General features: G+C 67.3%; 6 protein-coding genes. All 6 read left to right on the top strand.

Going from position 1 to position 16,326, the window contains the following annotated elements:
* The first annotated feature begins 23 nt into the window (after positions 1-23).
* The 6 genes from FB600_RS34655 (at position 24) to FB600_RS34630 (ending at position 16,252) form a co-directional block, all read left to right on the top strand.
* Positions 24-1,751 carry a cyclic peptide export ABC transporter gene (locus FB600_RS34655; RefSeq protein ID WP_105829664.1) on the top strand — a complete coding sequence of 576 codons (1,728 nt, stop codon included), beginning with the start codon at positions 24-26 and terminating at the stop codon, positions 1,749-1,751.
* 143 nt (positions 1,752-1,894) lie between these two features.
* Positions 1,895-6,658: a type I polyketide synthase gene (locus FB600_RS34650; protein WP_226285252.1), complete on the top strand. Its 4,764-nt coding sequence runs from the start codon at positions 1,895-1,897 to the stop codon at positions 6,656-6,658.
* 48 nt (positions 6,659-6,706) lie between these two features.
* On the top strand, positions 6,707-14,164 hold the full coding sequence (locus tag FB600_RS34645; protein WP_145758118.1) for an amino acid adenylation domain-containing protein: 7,458 nt from the start codon (positions 6,707-6,709) through the stop codon (positions 14,162-14,164).
* A 24-nt stretch (positions 14,165-14,188) separates the two neighbouring features.
* A complete protein-coding gene (locus FB600_RS34640; RefSeq protein WP_105829661.1) occupies positions 14,189-15,025 on the top strand; it encodes a phytanoyl-CoA dioxygenase family protein in 837 nt (278 codons plus the stop codon).
* Between the two features lie 32 nt (positions 15,026-15,057).
* Positions 15,058-15,243: an MbtH family protein gene (locus FB600_RS34635; RefSeq protein ID WP_013699873.1), complete on the top strand. Its 186-nt coding sequence runs from the start codon at positions 15,058-15,060 to the stop codon at positions 15,241-15,243.
* 46 nt (positions 15,244-15,289) lie between these two features.
* On the top strand, positions 15,290-16,252 hold the full coding sequence (locus FB600_RS34630; RefSeq protein WP_124076961.1) for a phytanoyl-CoA dioxygenase family protein: 963 nt from the start codon (positions 15,290-15,292) through the stop codon (positions 16,250-16,252).
* Positions 16,253-16,326: the final 74 nt, after the last annotated feature.

Genomic DNA, 16,326 nt, shown 5'->3' with positions numbered 1-16,326 from the left:
GCCGCGAGACCGACGAGGTGACCATGATGCTCAAGTTCATCGCGATGCTGTTCGCCGAAGGTCCGGTGCTGTTTTCGCTCGCCTCGATCGCGAGCGCCATCAGCGGCGTGGCGACCATGGGCATCCTGGTGTCGACCTTCGTCGCGATGGAGGGCAACGCCGGGGTGCGCTGGTGGCACTTCCTGCTGTACGGCGTGCTGGTGGTGGTGACGCGCGTGATGTCGCGCTCCGTGCTGGCCCTCATCACCCGCCGCGCAGTGATGACGCTGCGCGTGAATCTCGCGCGGCAGATCGTCGGGGCCCCGCTGGACCAGGTGGAGCGCACCGGCCACTCACGGCTGTTCGCGTCGATGGCTCAGGACGTCACACGTATCGGCGAGGCGGTGCCGAACGCGGTGGGCATCTTCGCGAATCTGGTGTTCCTGCTGGTCTGCTTCATCTATCTCGGGGTGCTGTCTATCGACCGCCTCGCGGTCGTGATTGGCATGGTGGTGATCGGCGTGCTGGTGCATCTGCGTGTCTCGCAGCGCATTGCCCGCTGCATGCGCGACGGCCGCAACGCCTGGGACCAGCTGGTGATGACCTTCGACCTGCTGGTCAACGGCATCAAGGAACTGCAGCTCAACGGGCAGCGCCGCGCACAGATGCTGGATGTCTTCACGGACAACGCGCGCGAGCTCAAACTGGCCTGGCAGCGGCAGTCGATCGTCTTCAATTTCGGCCAGGGTTTCTCGCAAGCGATCTTCTTCCTCGCGCTGGGGATGGTCATCTTCGATCTGCACGGCAATCTGCTGGCCCAGGGCGTGGTGATGCAGTACGCGCTGTCGCTGGTGTACATGATCGGCCCCTTGCGCGACATCGTTGCGACCATTCCCGGCCTGCTGGACGCCAGGGTGGCCTACGAGCGGATCGAGCGGATGGGTTATTCCCTGAAGCGAAGCGCGCTTCCCGAGGCGGGGCAGGGCCGCCCCGACCAGGACGGATTCGGCACCGCCTGGCAGCGGATCGTGCTGCGCGGCGTGGTGCACCGCTATGCCTCGCGCGGCGAGTCCAATCGCCCCTTCCATCTTGGCCCGCTCGATCTCGAGCTTCGGCGCGGCGACGTGGTGTTCATCGTGGGCAGGAACGGCAGCGGCAAGACCACGCTCGCGAAGATCCTCACCGGCCTGTACGTGCCCGACGAAGGCGGCGTGTATCTCGACGAGACCCCAGTGAGCGAGGCCAACCGGGCCGCGTACCGAGAGCTGTTCTCGGCGATCTTCAGCGATTTCGTGCTGTTCGAGCGGATGCTGGCCGCGCCGGGAGACGGACTGGACGGCCGGGTCGAGGCCTTGCTGCGCAGCCTGCGCATTCACGAAAAGGTCGGTATTCGCCACGGCAGGCTGTCCACCGTCACGGCCCTGTCGCTCGGCGAGCGCAAGCGGCTCGCCTTGCTGTCGAGTTATCTCGAGGAGCGCCCGGTCTATCTGTTCGACGAATGGGCCGCCGATCAAGACCCGGTCTTCAAATCGGTGTTCTACGAGCAGATCCTGCCGGAGCTGCGCACGCTCGGGCGAACCGTGATCGTGGTGTCTCACGACGATCGCTATTTTCGCGTGGGCGACACGCTGATCGATCTCGATCGCCTGCCGGGGTCGCGCCAGCAGGAGCGCGCCGCCATGGCCGCCGCGGGGGCGGCGCGGGTGCCGCGCTGGCTCGCCGCGGAGGCGGCCCGCGATGCCGAGACGAGCCTGGGCGGCGAGGCGCATTAACGAGGCGGCGCGGCCAGAGGGAGACGGCGAAGCGGATCGATGCTTCGCGAGCAAGTCGGGTCCGTTTGCGCGAGCCCGAAGGTGGTACCTGTAGTGAACGACGAAATCCGGCGAGCTGACGCCTCATGAATAAGGATAGTGTGATGAACGATCAAGATATTTCGGATGACGAACGTATGTCCAGCGTCGCGATCATCGGCCTGGCCGGACGCTTCCCCGGGGCGCCCGACGTCGATGCGTTCTGGCGCAATATCCGCGACGGCGTGGAATCGATCACGTTCTACAGCGACGAGGAATTGCGCGAGGCCGGCGTCGACGAAAGCTACCTTGCGTCCGAACACTATGTGAAGGCCGCTGCCGTGATCGAGGGTGCCGATCTGTTCGATGCGCGCTATTTCAACCTGAGCCCGAACGAGGCCCAGTACATCGATCCCCAGCAGCGGCTGTTCCTCGAATGCGCGGTCGAGGCGCTGGACAACGCCGGTTGCGATCCCGACCGCTTCGACGGGGCGATCGGCGTGTATGCCGGATCCGCGCTCAGCTTCTACGAGCTCGAGGTCGCGTTTTCCAACTTCGATCAGCTGGCGACCTCCGACGGCCTGCAGACGTTGTTCGCGACCGGCGTAGCTAACGACTACCTGGTCACGCGTGTGTCGTACAAGCTGAACCTGCGCGGGCCTGGGCTCACGATCCAGACCGCTTGCTCCACGTCGCTGGTCGCGGTTCATCTGGCCTGCCAGAACCTGCTGTCCGGCGAATGCGACGTGGCGCTGGCGGGCGGCGTGTCGATCCAGAGCAGCTACAAGAAGGCCGGCTATTTCCACACGGAAGGCGGCATGGTGTCGGGAGACGGCCGCTGCCGGCCGTTCGACGCCGAAGCCGGCGGCACGATCTTCGGCGACGGCCTGGGCATCGTGGTGCTCAAGCGGCTCGACAAGGCGCTGGCCGATGGCGACAACATCCGCGCGGTGATCCGCGGCACGGCGATCAATAACGACGGCTCGGAAAAGCTGGGTTTCACCGCGCCGGGCGTGCGCGGACAGAGCGAGGTCATCATCGAATCGCTGGCGGCCGCCGGCGTGACGCCCGACACCATCGACTATGTCGAGGCGCATGGTACCGGCACGATTCTCGGTGACCCGATCGAGGTCGCCGCGCTCAGCCAGGTCTACAAGGAATTCTCGCCGTCGCTGGACGGCTGCCGGATCGGCTCGGTGAAGGGCAATGTCGGGCATCTGAATCACGCATCAGGCATTTCCGGGCTGATCAAGGTGGTGATGTCGCTGGAGAACGAGCAATTGCCGCCCAGTCTGAACTACCACACGCCGAATCCGAACATCGACTTCGCCAGTTCGCCGTTCCATGTCAACGCGAGCCTGGCCGACTGGCCTCGCGGCGCCAAACCGCGCCGCGCCGGCATCAATGCGTTCGGCATCGGCGGCACCAATGCGCACGTGATCGTCGAGGAGGCGCCGCTGCGCGCGCCGCCCGAGGGGCGCCGCCGCCGCTGGTCGCTGCTGCCGGTGTCTTCGAAGAGCGCGCTCGGGCGCGAGGCCATGCAGAAGACTCTGGCGGCCCATCTGCGCGCGCATCCGGCGATGCGGATCGAGGATGTCGCCTACACGCTGGCGTTCGGGCGCACCCAGCATCGCTACGCCAGCTTCACGGTTTGCCGGGATGCCGGAGAAGCGGCCGAGGCAATGGAATCCTCAAGCCGCCAGGCGGTACTGGTCGGCGAGTGGGCGCCGAGCGAGCGCCGCATCGCCTTCATGTTCCCGGGCCAGGGAACCCAGCATCTGCGCATGGGGCTCGGCCTCTACGAAGAGGAGCCGCTGTTTCGCGCCACCCTCGACGTCTGCCTGCGGGCCATCGAGGCCGCGAGCGGCGTCGATCTGCGCGCCGTGCTGTTTCCGACCGACGGCGCGAGCGAGGCGGCCGAGGCCGAGCTACGCAAGACCGGTATGGCGCAGCCGGCGATTTTCGCGATCTCGTATGCGCTTCAGGTGCTGTGGCAATCCTGGGGCATCACGCCGGCGGCGATGATCGGCCACAGCATCGGCGAACTGGTGGCGGCCTGCGCGGCGAACGTGCTGTCGCTCGAGGACGCGATCCGAGTGGTCTGCGAGCGTGGCCGCCTGATGCAGGCGATGCCGCCTGGCAAGATGCTGGTGGTGCCCGCCAGCGCCGGATCGATTCGCGCCTGGCTCCACCCGGAGGTCGCGATCGCGGCCATCAACGCGAACGACGCCTGCGTGATTTCCGGGCCGCCCGAGGCGATTCGTGACAGCGAGGCCCGGCTGCGGGAGCAGGGGCTGTTCTGCACCGATCTGCGTACCTCGCACGCGTTCCACTCGGCGATGATGACGCCGGCGATCGAGCCGTATGTCGCCTTGCTGAAGACCATCACGCTGCGCGCGCCGGACATTCCGTTCGTCTCCAACGTGACCGGGACCTGGATCACCGACGAGCAGGCCACCTCGCCGGCGTACTGGGGGCAGCAGCTCGGCGGGACTGTGCATTTCGCGGCGGGGCTCGACACGCTGAGCCGCGAGGCGGGCATCGAGGTGTTTCTCGAGCTGGGCCCGGGCCGTTCGCTCGCCGCGCTCGCCCAGCAGAATCTCGCGGCGGCTTCGCCGGTGGCGATCGTGTCCTCGATGCCGCGCCCCGACGGACGCGAGGAGGAGGGCGCGGCCCTGCTCAAGGCGGTGGCGCAACTGATGCTGGCCGGCGTGGCGATCGATCTCCGGCCCCTGTTCGCCGGCGTTCAGGCGCGCAAGCTGGTGCTACCGCCGACCCATTTTGTGCGGGAGCGCTATTGGGCGGCCAACCAGGATGGCGGCCCGGCATCGCGCGCCATCGGCACCAACGCCGCGCAGGCGGAGCCGATTCCGGCCGCGCTCGACGCGCTGTACGGGCTCGCCTGGCGGCGCACGATGCCGATCACCGAGGGCCTGGAAGCGGCCCTGGCCGCGCGCCCCAACTGGCTGATCTGCTCGAACGGCAACCCCTTCTGTCGGCAGTTGATCGAGACCTTGCGGCAGCGCGGGATGTGCGTCTCGGTGGTCGAGCCTGGCGAGGCCTACCACTGCGACGAGCAATGGAACTTCAGGATCGCCCCCGACGTGCCCAAGCATTTCGAGCAGGTGCTGGCGCACTTGCAGAACAGCGAGCGGATTCCCCAGCGCATCGTCTATGCCTGGAGCCTGCCGGGCGAGCCCGATACGCAGGCGAGCTTCGACACCATGCTCGATCACGCATTTTTTGGCCTGTTCCATGCCGTGCAGTCGATCGCCCTGCACGGCCAGGACGCGGCTGCCGACCTGTACGTGCTGGGCGCCGATGCGGTCGAAGTGCTGGGCACGGAGCGGGCCCGGCCGGCCTCGGCGCTGGCCGTGGGGCCGGCGCTGACGGCCTCGCTGGAGCTGCCCGAGCTGCGCTCGCGCTTCATCGATATCTCGGCCAGCGAACTCGACGCCGAGCGCGTCGCGGCCACCGTCGAGCGCCTGCTCGGTGAATGCGTGACGGAAGGGCCGACCGATCTGATCGCCTATCGCGGCGACCACCGCTGGGCGCCGTCCTACGAACCGACGACGCTGGGGCCCGTGCCGGACCAGGCGGTGCCGGTCCGGGAGGGCGGCGTGTATCTGATCACCGGCGGCCTCGGCGACCTCGGTCTGGCCTTCGCCCAGTGGCTGGCGCGGGACTACCGGGCGAAGCTGGTGCTGGTCGGGCGCACGGGATTGCCGCCGCGATGCGACTGGGCCGCCCTGCTCGCGGACCCGAGCGCCGATCCGAAGGCGGCGGGGATCGTCGCGCGGCTGCAGGCGCTCGAGGCGCTGGGCGCGCAAGTCCTGGTCGGCAAGGGCGACGCGTCCGATCCGGTCGCGATGGGCAGCATCGTCGACGAGGCGCGCGCCCGTTTCGGTCAGGTGCACGGCGTGCTGCACCTGGCCGGGCTGGCCGGTTCCGGTCCGATGATCCTGCGCAACCGCACCGATCTGATGCCGATACTCGCGCCGAAGGTGCAGGGCATCGACGTCATCGCGCAACTGTTCGCCGACGCGCCGCTCGACTTCCTCGCCTTGTTCTCGTCGATCGCCGCGCTCACCGGCGGCCTCGGCCAGGCGGCCTATACCTCCGCGAATGCCTACATGGACGCCTATGCCCGGCAACGCGGCCATCGCAGCGCGCGGCGCGTGATCGCGATCAACTGGGATGCCTGGGGCGATATCGGCATGGCCGTCACCACGCCGCTGCCGGAACGGCTCGCCGCGAATTGGGAAAAGGATCTGGCGAGTTTCGGGATTCCGAGTGTCGACGGCATCGAGATTTTCCGTCGTCTGCTGGCGACGGGCCGCAGCGGCGTGCTCGCGTCCCGGCGCGTCTCGTATGCGCAGAACAGCGTGCCGGCCGGCATGCTGCGGCTGATCCCGCCCACCAAGCAGCTGGCCGAAACCGCGCAACCGGTCCAGAGCAAGCAGGGCAATCGTTATCCGCGACCGGTCGTGGCGATCGACTACGTGGCACCGCGCAACGAACTCGAAACCATCCTCGTCGAGCTGTGGGGAGATGCGCTGAGTATCGACGGCGTCGGCGTGCATGACGATTTCTTCGAGCTCGGAGGCCATTCGCTGCTGGTGCTGCAGATGTTGCCGCGGCTGCGCGCGCGTTTCGGCATCGATCTGAATCCGCGCGACGTGTTCAGCGAGGTCGGTGCCGCCACCATCGCCGAATTGGCGACCGCGATCGAGCTGAAGCTGATCGAGGAACTGCAGACGGAGGACGCCGCGCCGGCGGGCGAGCCGGATCGGCTCGACGCAGCGCCCGAGTCCACGCCACCGGATGGCTTGCAGGCCAGGGTCTCGCGGGCGGAGCCGGGGCTGGGAACGTCGCCGAGCGCGGGCTGAGCCGGCCCGGCCAGGTCAATCATCGTGCAGTGTTGATAGGGAACTCCCATGAGCAGCGTAGCCAGTGAACTGTCGAACCAAATGCGGGAACGCCTGAGTCGCCGTATCCGGCAGGCCCCCGTGCATAGCGAGCCGAGACTGCCGATCGGCAAGGCCATCGACCCGGATCAGGGCCGGCTGTCGTTCGCGCAGGAGGGCATGTGGCTGTTCCAGCATCTGAACCCCGCCAGCACGATGTTCAACCTGGGCAGCGGCATTCGGCTCGACGGCGAGCTCGATGCGGCCAGCCTGGGCGAGGCGCTGAACGCCCTGGTACGGCGACACCGCTCCTTGCGCACCCGGTTTCCGGTGGTCGGCGACCAGCCGGTGCAGTGCGTGCTGGCCGATACCGGGGTCGCCTTGCAGATGGTGGATCTGTCCGAGCCCAGCGAACTCGGCGAGCCCGGCCCTGACGCGCTGGCCGCGCGTGAGCGCCGGCTGCTGGAGATCTCGCAGGCGGAGATCGCCCGGCCGTTCGATCTCGAGGCGGCGCCGCCGATCCGCTTCCGTTTGCTCCGCTTGGCGCCCCAGCGGCACGTGCTGTTCTTCGTCGCGCACCACATCGTCTTCGACGGCTGGTCGTTCGGCGTGCTGCAGGCGGACCTGGCGGCCCTCTACAACGCGCGGGTGGCCGGTCGTCCCGACGCACTGCCCGACCTGCCGCTCGATTACGTCGATTTCGCGCAATGGCAGCGCGAGCGCAGCGAGACCGAGGCCTTCCAGGGCTCGCTCGACTACTGGCGCAAGACGCTCGATGGCGCTTCGGCCTATACGCTGCTGCCGCTCGACCGCTTGCGCGAGCGCGGCGGCCAGCGGGTCGGGCAGGTGGCGTTCTGGCTCGAACCCGAGGTTCGTGCCGGGCTGATCGACTTCGCGCGCCGTCAATCGACCACCCCTTACGTGGTGGTGCTGGCCGTGTTCCAGGCCTTCCTGAGCGCGCTGTGCCGTCAGCCGGATCTGGTGGTGGCCACGCCCACCACCAACCGTCATTTCACGGAACTGCACGGCTTGATCGGCAATTTCGCGCAGGTCGTACTGCTGCGTACCCGGGTGACGGGGCAGGCGCCGTTTACGGTGCTGCTCAAGCAGGTTCACGAAGCAGTCTTCAACGGCATCGCTCACAACGAGGTGCCTTACGAAATCACCCAGCGCCTGCTGGACGCCGATGCCGCCGGCGCGGCGCCCGGGCAGGCGCATGGCGCCCGCGCCAACGTGTCCTTCGTGTGGGACGACACGCCGATGTCGCAGCATTCCCTGGCCGGCCTGCAGGCGCGGCGCGAGGTGTTCGCCGCCAACCACAACAGTACCGACCTGTCGCTGATCGTGGCATCGAACGTGCGCCCGGACGCGACGCTCGTGACGCTCGAATACTGCATGGAGCAGATAGATGCGGATACCGCCCGGCACTGGTCGGTGCTGCTCCAGCGCCTGCTGGCCGGCGTGGTGGACGCGCCCGAGGCATCGCCGCAGCACCTGCTGTACCCGCCCGAGGACGAGCTGCGGGTCCTGACCAAGCACTGGAGCGGCGTCGATCGCCCAGTCGATGACCTGGTCTGCGTGCATCGGCAGGTCCTGCAGCAGGCCAGCGCCGCCGCCGATGCGCCGGCCGTCGTGTGCGGTGAGCGCGTGCTCGCCTATGCCGAGCTGGCCTCGCGCGCGAACCGGCTCGCGCATCACCTGCGTTCGGCCGGGGTCGGGCTGGACTCGGTGGTGGGCCTCTGTCTCGCACGCGACGAGCGGATGGTGATCAGCTTGCTGGCCATCTGGCTGGCGGGGGCGGCCTTCCTGCCGCTCGATCCGGACTATCCGACCGAGCGACTGCGCTTTTTGATCGCAGACTCGGGCGTCGAGGTGGTGGTGTCGGATACCGCCGGCATCCAGCGTGTCGCGCTCGACGGCGTGCGTCTGGTCGATCTGGATGCCGAGCAGGCGCACATCGAAGCCTGTCCGTCGACGCCGCCCGAGCCCGGCGTCGGCCTCGACCATCTCGCCTACGTGTTGTACACGTCCGGTTCCACCGGGCGGCCCAACGGCGTGATGGGCACCCATCGCGCGCTCGCGTCTCGGCTGCGCTGGGACGGCGGGGATCCCGCCACCGTGTACGCGAGCAAGACCACCATCAATGCGATCGATTCCCTGTGGGAATTCTTCATGCCGCTGACGCGCGGCTCGCATGTCGAGATCATCGCGCAGCGCGCCGTGCAGGATCCGACGCAATTGCTGGCGGCCCTGAGGGACACGCGGGTCGATCGCGTGGTGCTGGTGCCGACGCTGCTGCGGGCACTGCTGGAGGACGAATCCGACCTGCTCGGCACCCTCGTCGGGGTGCGCGAGTGGTCGTGCAGCGGAGAGCCGTTGCCGGCGGAACTGGTCGAGCGCATGCGCGACCGGCTGCCGGGGCTGGCGCTCAAGAACGTGTACGGAACCTCAGAGTTCTGGGACGCGATCGAGCAGGACTGCGGCAGCTTGCCGGAGCGCCGCACCATGCCGATCGGGCGCGTGATTGACGGCGCGCACATGTTCATCCTCGACGAGCGGATGCAGCCGGTCGCGGTGGGCCTGGCCGGCGAACTGTATGCCGGCGGCAACGGCCTGGCGCGCGGCTACCTGCGTCGCGCGGCGCTGACCGCCGAGCGTTTCGTGCCCTCGCCGTTCGGGGTGGGTGAGCGCCTGTACCGGACCGGCGATATCTGCCGCTGGCGCAGCGACGGCAGCATGGAGTTCCTCGGCCGCAAGGACGACCAGATCAAGGTTCGCGGCCACCGTATCGATCCCGGCGAGGTGGTGGCGGCCCTGCAGCGATGCCCGGGGGTCGCCCAGGCGGTCGCGGTGCTGCACGAAGCCGACGCGACGCCGCGGCTCGTCGCTTATTACACGCGTGTCCCCGGCGAGGGCGTGCGTGGCGAGCCGCAGGGCGCAATCCGCAGGCGGCTGGCGGACCTGCTGCCCAGCCATGCGATTCCGTCGGCGCTGGTCGAGGTCGACGAGATTCCCTTGCTGCCCAACGGCAAGGTGCATCGCGCGGCCTTGCCGGTGCCGCGCTTCGACGCGTTCAAGGCGGCCTACCAGGCGCCGCGCGGCACCGACGAGCAGGCACTCGCGGCGATCTGGAGCGAGGTGCTGGGCGTCGAGCGGATCGGCGCGCAGGACAGTTTCTTCGATCTCGGCGGCCATTCGCTGCTGGCCATGAAGGTGCTGGTGCGCGTGCGGCGGCTGCTCGAGGTCGAGGTTCCGCTCGCGGTCCTGCTGAACAACGAAACGCTGAGCCAGCAGGCCGACGCCATCGGCATCGAGCGGCGCCGTCATGCCAGCGTGCTGCTGCCGGTGCTGCGGGCCTCGGCGCGCGAGAGCGGTCCGGCCAACGTTCCGCTGTCGCTCGCCCAGGAGCGACTCTGGCTGCTCGACCAGCTCGGCATCGGCGGCGCGGCCTACACGATTCCGGTGACGGCGCGGTTGCGCGGGCGGCTCGACGTCGAGGCATTCCGGCGCGGCGTCGCCGACGTGGTCGACCGGCACGACACGCTGCGCACCCGCATCGTGACCGCGGGCGGCCAGGCGGCCCAGGTGATCGACACCCCCGACGGCTTCGCGCTGCCGGTGATCGATCTGCGCGACGAGGACGAGGCGCAGCAGCAGGCGCAGGTCGACAGGCTGATCCGGGCGGAAATCCTGAAACCCTTCGATCTGCGCCAGGGCGGCGAAACCTTGTTCAGGGCGATGCTGATCCTGCTCGGCGAGACCGAAAGCATCGTGTTCGTGAACCTGCACCATATCGTCGGCGACGGCCTGTCGATCGAAGTCATGATGCGCGATCTGAGCCTGGCCTATCGACGCCACAGCGCCGAGGTGCCGCTTCCCGCGGCCCGGCCGCTCGCCATCCAGTACGGCGACTATGCGATCTGGCAGCGCGAATGGATGCAGGGGGCCGTGCTCGACAAGCAGATCGCCTACTGGCGCGAGGCGCTGGCCGACGCTCCGGCGCACCTCAACCTGCCGGCCGATCGTCCGCGTCCGCCGCTGCAGAGTATGCGCGGTGCCACGGTGTCGGTGCCCTTGCCGTTCGAGGTGGAACAGCGCGTCAAGGACACCGCGCTGGCGCTCAATGCGACGTCCTTCATGGTCCTGCTGGCCGCCTTCAAGCTTCTGCTGTTCCGCTGGACCGGCCAGGACGACGTGGTGGTCGGCACGCCGAGCGCCGGGCGCATCGACGTCCAGACGGAAGACCTGATCGGCTTCTTCATGAACACGCTGCCGCTGCGCACGAAGCTGTCCGCCGGCATGAGCCTGCGCGAGCTGGTGCAGAGCGTGAAGCTGGTGGCGCTGGGCGCCTACGCCCACCAGGACCTGCCGTTCGAGCGGCTGGTCGAGGAACTGCAGCCGCCGCGCGACCTGTCGCGGCAGCCGCTGGTGCAGGTGATGATCAACTCGCTGAATTTCCCGGCGACCGAGGCGATCGATACCGGCTTGCAGGTGGAGCGGCTCGGCTCACCCGACGAGCCCTCGAAATACGATCTCACCCTGTACATCGATCGGCGCGGCCCGCACACCCGCCTGGCGATCACCTATGCCGCCGACTTGTTCGAGCCATCCCGGATGGACAGCCTGCTCGACCAGTTTGTCTACCTGCTGGAGCAGTTCGATGGCGCGCTCGACATGTCGCTGACCGACATACCGCTGGCGCGCGGCGAACGTGGCGCGGCGGACCGGCCGGCCGCGCAAGCGGCGCGGGACCTGCCCTGGGCCGGCCCCGTGGCGCGGCGGGTCGCCCAATGGGCCGAGCGGATTCCGGAGGTGATCGCGGTCGCCGACGGCGTCGAGGAAATCAGCTACGCCGATCTGGAGCGGGATTCGAATCGGCTCGCGCATCTGCTGCAGGCGCGTTCGATCGGAGCGGGCGACATCGTCGCGCTGTTCACGACACGTAACGCACGGCTCGCATGGGCGATGCTGGGGGTGCAGAAAGCGGGCGCGGCGGTACTCGTGCTGGACGCGTCGAATCCGGTCGAGCGGCTCGCCGGCCACCTGTCGGCGGTCGATGTGGCGGCCTGTATCGCGCTCGACGCTCTTCCGGAAGATCTGGCAGAAAGTGCCGCGCTGCGGGCCTGCCGCTACCTCGGGGTGTTCACGCGCTCGGGGGCGGGAGAGCGGCAGGGCGAAGGGCCGGGCGGGGGGCAGGGCGAACCCGGCCAACCGGACTGGCGCTCGGCGCTGGCCGCTTATCCGGACACGCCCTTGGCGGTCGATATCGCCCCGGGCGACCTGGCCTACATCATCTTCACCTCGGGCACGACCGGCGTGCCGCGGCCGGTGGCGACCCCGCACCTGGCGCTGAGCCATTTCCTCGACTGGCAGGCGCGCCGCTTCGAGCTGTCGCGTTTCGACCGTTTCAGCGTGCTTTCTGGGCTGGGACACGATCCCTTGTTCCGCGACATCTTCGCCGGGCTGTGGTCCGGCGCGCTGGTGGCGATGCCGGATGAGCGCGAGCGGATCGGCGGGGAACTGCTGCGCTGGCTGATCGACACCGGCGTCACCATCGCGCATTTGACGCCGTCGCTGGCCGACAGCATGCAGTTCGCGGAGGCGGGCCAGGTGCTGATGAGCATGCGCTACGTGTTCTTCGGCGGCGAGGCGCTGGCACCCGATGTGGTGGAGCGCCTCAGCCGCCTGGCGATCGGCTGCGAGGTGGTGAACTGCTATGGCGCGACCGAGACGCCGCAGGTGATCAGCGATGCGACGATCGCCACCACCGGGCTCAGGGACAGCGGCCCGATCAGCATCGGCCGGGGGATCGATGGGGTCGAGTTGGTGCTGCGCTCGGCGGCCGGCGGGCCGGTGGCCTTTGGCGAAATCGGCGAGATCTGCGTGGTGACGCCTTACCTGGCCGACGGTTACTACCGCATGCCGGCCGCCACGGCCGAGCGTTTCGTGCCGTCGCCGTTCCATGACGGCGGCCGCATGTATCGTACCGGCGACCTCGGGCGCTACCTGCACGACGGTCGCGTCGAATTCGTCGGCCGGCGCGACGGCCAGTTCAAGATCCGCGGCCATCGTGTCGAGCCGTCCGAGGTCGAAGCCTGTATCGGTGCCTGCGACGGCGTCGGCACCTGCTACGTGACGAGCTGCGAAGGGGCGCAAGGCAGCGAAGTGGTCGCCTACGTGGTCCCGGCGCGCTCGGCCGGCGGCGAAGCCCGGGAGCGCCTCGATTTCCGCCAGATCGACGCCGCGCTGGCGCGCCGGCTGCCCGATTACATGCGTCCCGGCAGTTATGTGCAGATGGAGCGCATGCCGGTGACGCCGAACGGCAAGCTCGACCGCAAGGCCTTGCCGCATCCGGACGCCGCGCATCGCATTCGCCCACAGGAATACGTGGCGCCGACGTCCGCCACGGAACACCGGCTGTCGCAACTCTGGGCCGAGGTGCTCGGACTGGCGCGGGTCGGCGTGCGGGACAATTTCTTCCGGATCGGAGGGCATTCCCTGCTGGCGGTCAGGCTGGTGGCGCGGATTCGAGAAACCTTCGGCACTCAGGTTTCCCTGCTCGCGCTGTTCGAGCGCCCGACCATCGCCGAGTTGGCCGAGCGCTACTCCGAATGGGGCGCTCGTCTGCCGTGCCCGGAGCAGGCCGATGCGTCGGTGGCGGGCACGGCCGGCGAGCCGCTGGACGCGCTGGTCCTGCTGCGGGCGGGAAGTTCGACGCCGCTGTTCCTGTTCCATCCGATCGGCGGCGGCCTGGGCAGCTTCGATCCGCTGATCGCCCGGCTGGACCAGGACCAGACGATTTTCGGCATTCACGCCTATCACGATGCGTTCGCCGGGGCCCCCGAGGTGTCGATCGAGGCGATGGCGCGGCTGTATCTGCGCAACATCCGCCGGTTGCAGGCGGTGGGCCCGTATCGCCTGGCAGGCTATTCCGCCGGCGGCATGCTCGCGTTCGAGTCGGCGCGCCAGCTTCGCGAAGCCGGCTGCGAGGTGAGCCTGCTCGCCATGATCGACTCGGAAGCGCCCCCCACCGAGGTGGGGCTCGATGTGGATGCGCAAGCTTGCTGGCGATACTTCCTCGAGCACATGCGCCACCGCATGAAGAACCCGGGCGGGTTCGCGGTGGAAACCGGCATGTCGCTGTCCGAGCCGGCGCGTATCGCCTGGCTCTGCACGTGCACGTACACCAAGACCAAGACCGGCGATTTCGCCGAGACGATCTATACATCCGCCGAAATCCGCGATCAGTTCGAGGTCTACCGGCGTCATCACCTGGCGCGCAAGCGCTACGCCTGTTCGTCCGCCGACCTCGAGATCCTGTTTTTCCTGGCGAGCCAGGAGCCGGCGCGGCAGCACAGCCCGGCTCAGGGCTGGTTGCCCTACGCGCGGCGCGGCATCGAACTGGTGCCGGTGTCCGCTTCGCACTATTCAATTCTGCTGGAACCTGGCGTCGGCGAGATCGCACAGCGTCTCGCGACGGCGCTTTGAACCGTTTTTCGGAGCCTGCCAACCATGAAACCACGCAATGCGCCGACGGTATGGAACGGCACCGGGCCGCTCGATCGCGAGCAGATGGAGCGCTACGCGCGAGACGGCTTCGTGTTGCTCAAGGACGTGCTGGATCGCTCGCTGGTCGACGAATTGAGACGCGAAGTCGATCGGCTCAGGCTGGGCGAGCACCCGTCGACCATCTACGAGCGCGACACCAGGACGGTCCGCTCGGTGTTCGACGCCCACCAGCTCAGCGAAACCGTGCTGACCGGAGTCGTGAACCGCCCGTTCCTACTCGATGTATCGGAACAGATACTCGGCAAGGGGCTGTATGTCCACCAGTGCCATGTGAATTTCAAGAGCCCGGGAGGCGGGGGCTTCGCCTGGCACTCGGATTTCACCTTCTGGTTCTGGGAGGACGGAATGCCGGAACCACGGGCGATCTCGCTGTTCATCTTCCTGGATGCCGCGCGGGCGGAAACCGGGCCGCTGTGTGTGATTCCCGGCTCGCACGATCACCTGCTGCATACCGAGTGGTATCGCCACGTCGAGGACCACAAGCAGGCCGTCAGGCACGACGACCCGGCTCATGCGAGACAGAACGGCCTGATCGAGTTCGATCAGCTACGCGAAATCACCGGCGGCACTGGCATCGAAACGATCTGGGGCGAGCCCGGCGACGTCCTAGTCATGGACGGCAATCTCGCTCACGCGAGCGGCCCGAATTTCGGTGTGCACGAGCGGCGCGTGCTGCTGCTTATCCTGAATCACATTGACAATAGGATCGGCAAGCCTTACAGCGGCGCGCAAGAGCGTCCGGGTTTCATCAGTTCCAGGAATTTCACAGTCATTCGGTAACGCAAGGACCGAAGCCTATCGGGAGAGACATCGTGAGCGAAACGCACTATGTGGTGGTCGTGAATCATGAAGCGCAGTATTCGATCTGGCCGGCGCATCGCGAGCTTCCGGGGGGCTGGAAGCGGGTCGGCGAGGCCGGTTCGAAACAGGCCTGCCTGGACTACATCGACGAAACCTGGACCGACATGCGTCCGCTGAGTCTGCGCACGCAGGCTTGAGCGACCGATGTGGACGCGTACATCTTTATCAGCCGAGGGGTGGTGCATGAATCTAGCTCAAAGAATCACCGGTTCCGGGTATTGCCATATCAAGCAGTTTTTAACGCCGGATGAGGTGGCAGGATTGCGCAGGTTGTACGAAACCGCTCCGCCGCCTTCGAACAATCTCTATCCGACGCTGGATTTCGGCCTGGTGCCGGATACCGTCGAAACCAGCGTGATGGACAAGATTCACGCCCTGTATGCCGAGTGTTTTCCCGAGGAAGTGTTCATCGACGAGTCCATGACCTGTTTCCCGGTGTTGCCGGCTGAACCGTCACGCTCGATCAAGCTTCCTTACCACCAGGATCACGAGTCGTTTTTTCTCTGCGGCGAGCACTTCCACTATCTCAATGCCTGGATGGTGATCGAAAAAGACGATCCCGCGCATTCGAACCTGACCATCGTGCCGTTCGATCGCCTCGCCGCGAAATCGCAGCTGCTCCACGATTTCTGCATCGGAAACGGCGCGACCGTGGTGGCCGACGGCCATTTGAAGAACGACAACCTGGGGAGCTGGCACAAGCTCGATTTCGATATCGACGAGATCGCGATCACACCGCATATGGAGGCGGGCGACGTCCTGCTAATCCGCGGCGACATCCTGCATAAGACGCAGGACCAGTTGACGCATCGCGTAGCGGTGTCGATCCGCGGCATCCGGGCGGCCTCGGTGCTTCAGCGCAGGGGCATCTACAGCGGTTCGACGGAAAAACTGTGGGTGCTCGCGAAGAACTATCACGTCTACGGGACGCTCGACTACATCTTCAATAAAATGGGCAGCGACCTAATCACGATTGGCGACTACATCGAAAGCAAGCGGACGATCGACGGAGAGTTGCAGGCGGGATCGTATATGTCGAAGGAGTTCTATGCGCATCTCGAGGCTTACAAGAAAACGATTTCGCAGCTACTTGCCGAGAAAGTGGCCTCGAAAATGAACGATCGCGTTTCCCTCTCAGTGCGGTGAGGGGCCGGCCGGCATGGAGCGGGATATCCTGGTTGACATACTCCTGGCCGCAGCGCCGGCCGTCGCGGAACTCA

Origin of the sequence: Burkholderia sp. SJZ089, from assembly GCF_007828315.1 — a bacterium.
Lineage (GTDB): Bacteria > Pseudomonadota > Gammaproteobacteria > Burkholderiales > Burkholderiaceae > Burkholderia > Burkholderia gladioli.
The sequence above is the reverse complement of the archived record's forward strand: the minus strand, read 5'-3'. Positions and strand labels throughout refer to the sequence as shown.

Bases quoted from the DNA above. Each gene is read 5' to 3' on its own strand.
- FB600_RS34650 (WP_226285252.1), top strand. From the start codon at position 1,895: ATGAACGATCAAGATATTTCGGATGACGAACGTATGTCCAGCGTCGCG.
- FB600_RS34645 (WP_145758118.1), top strand. From the start codon at position 6,707: ATGAGCAGCGTAGCCAGTGAACTGTCGAACCAAATGCGGGAACGCCTG.
- FB600_RS34640 (WP_105829661.1), top strand. From the start codon at position 14,189: ATGAAACCACGCAATGCGCCGACGGTATGGAACGGCACCGGGCCGCTC.
- FB600_RS34630 (WP_124076961.1), top strand. From the start codon at position 15,290: ATGAATCTAGCTCAAAGAATCACCGGTTCCGGGTATTGCCATATCAAG.
- FB600_RS34655 (WP_105829664.1), top strand. From the start codon at position 24: ATGATGCTCAAGTTCATCGCGATGCTGTTCGCCGAAGGTCCGGTGCTG.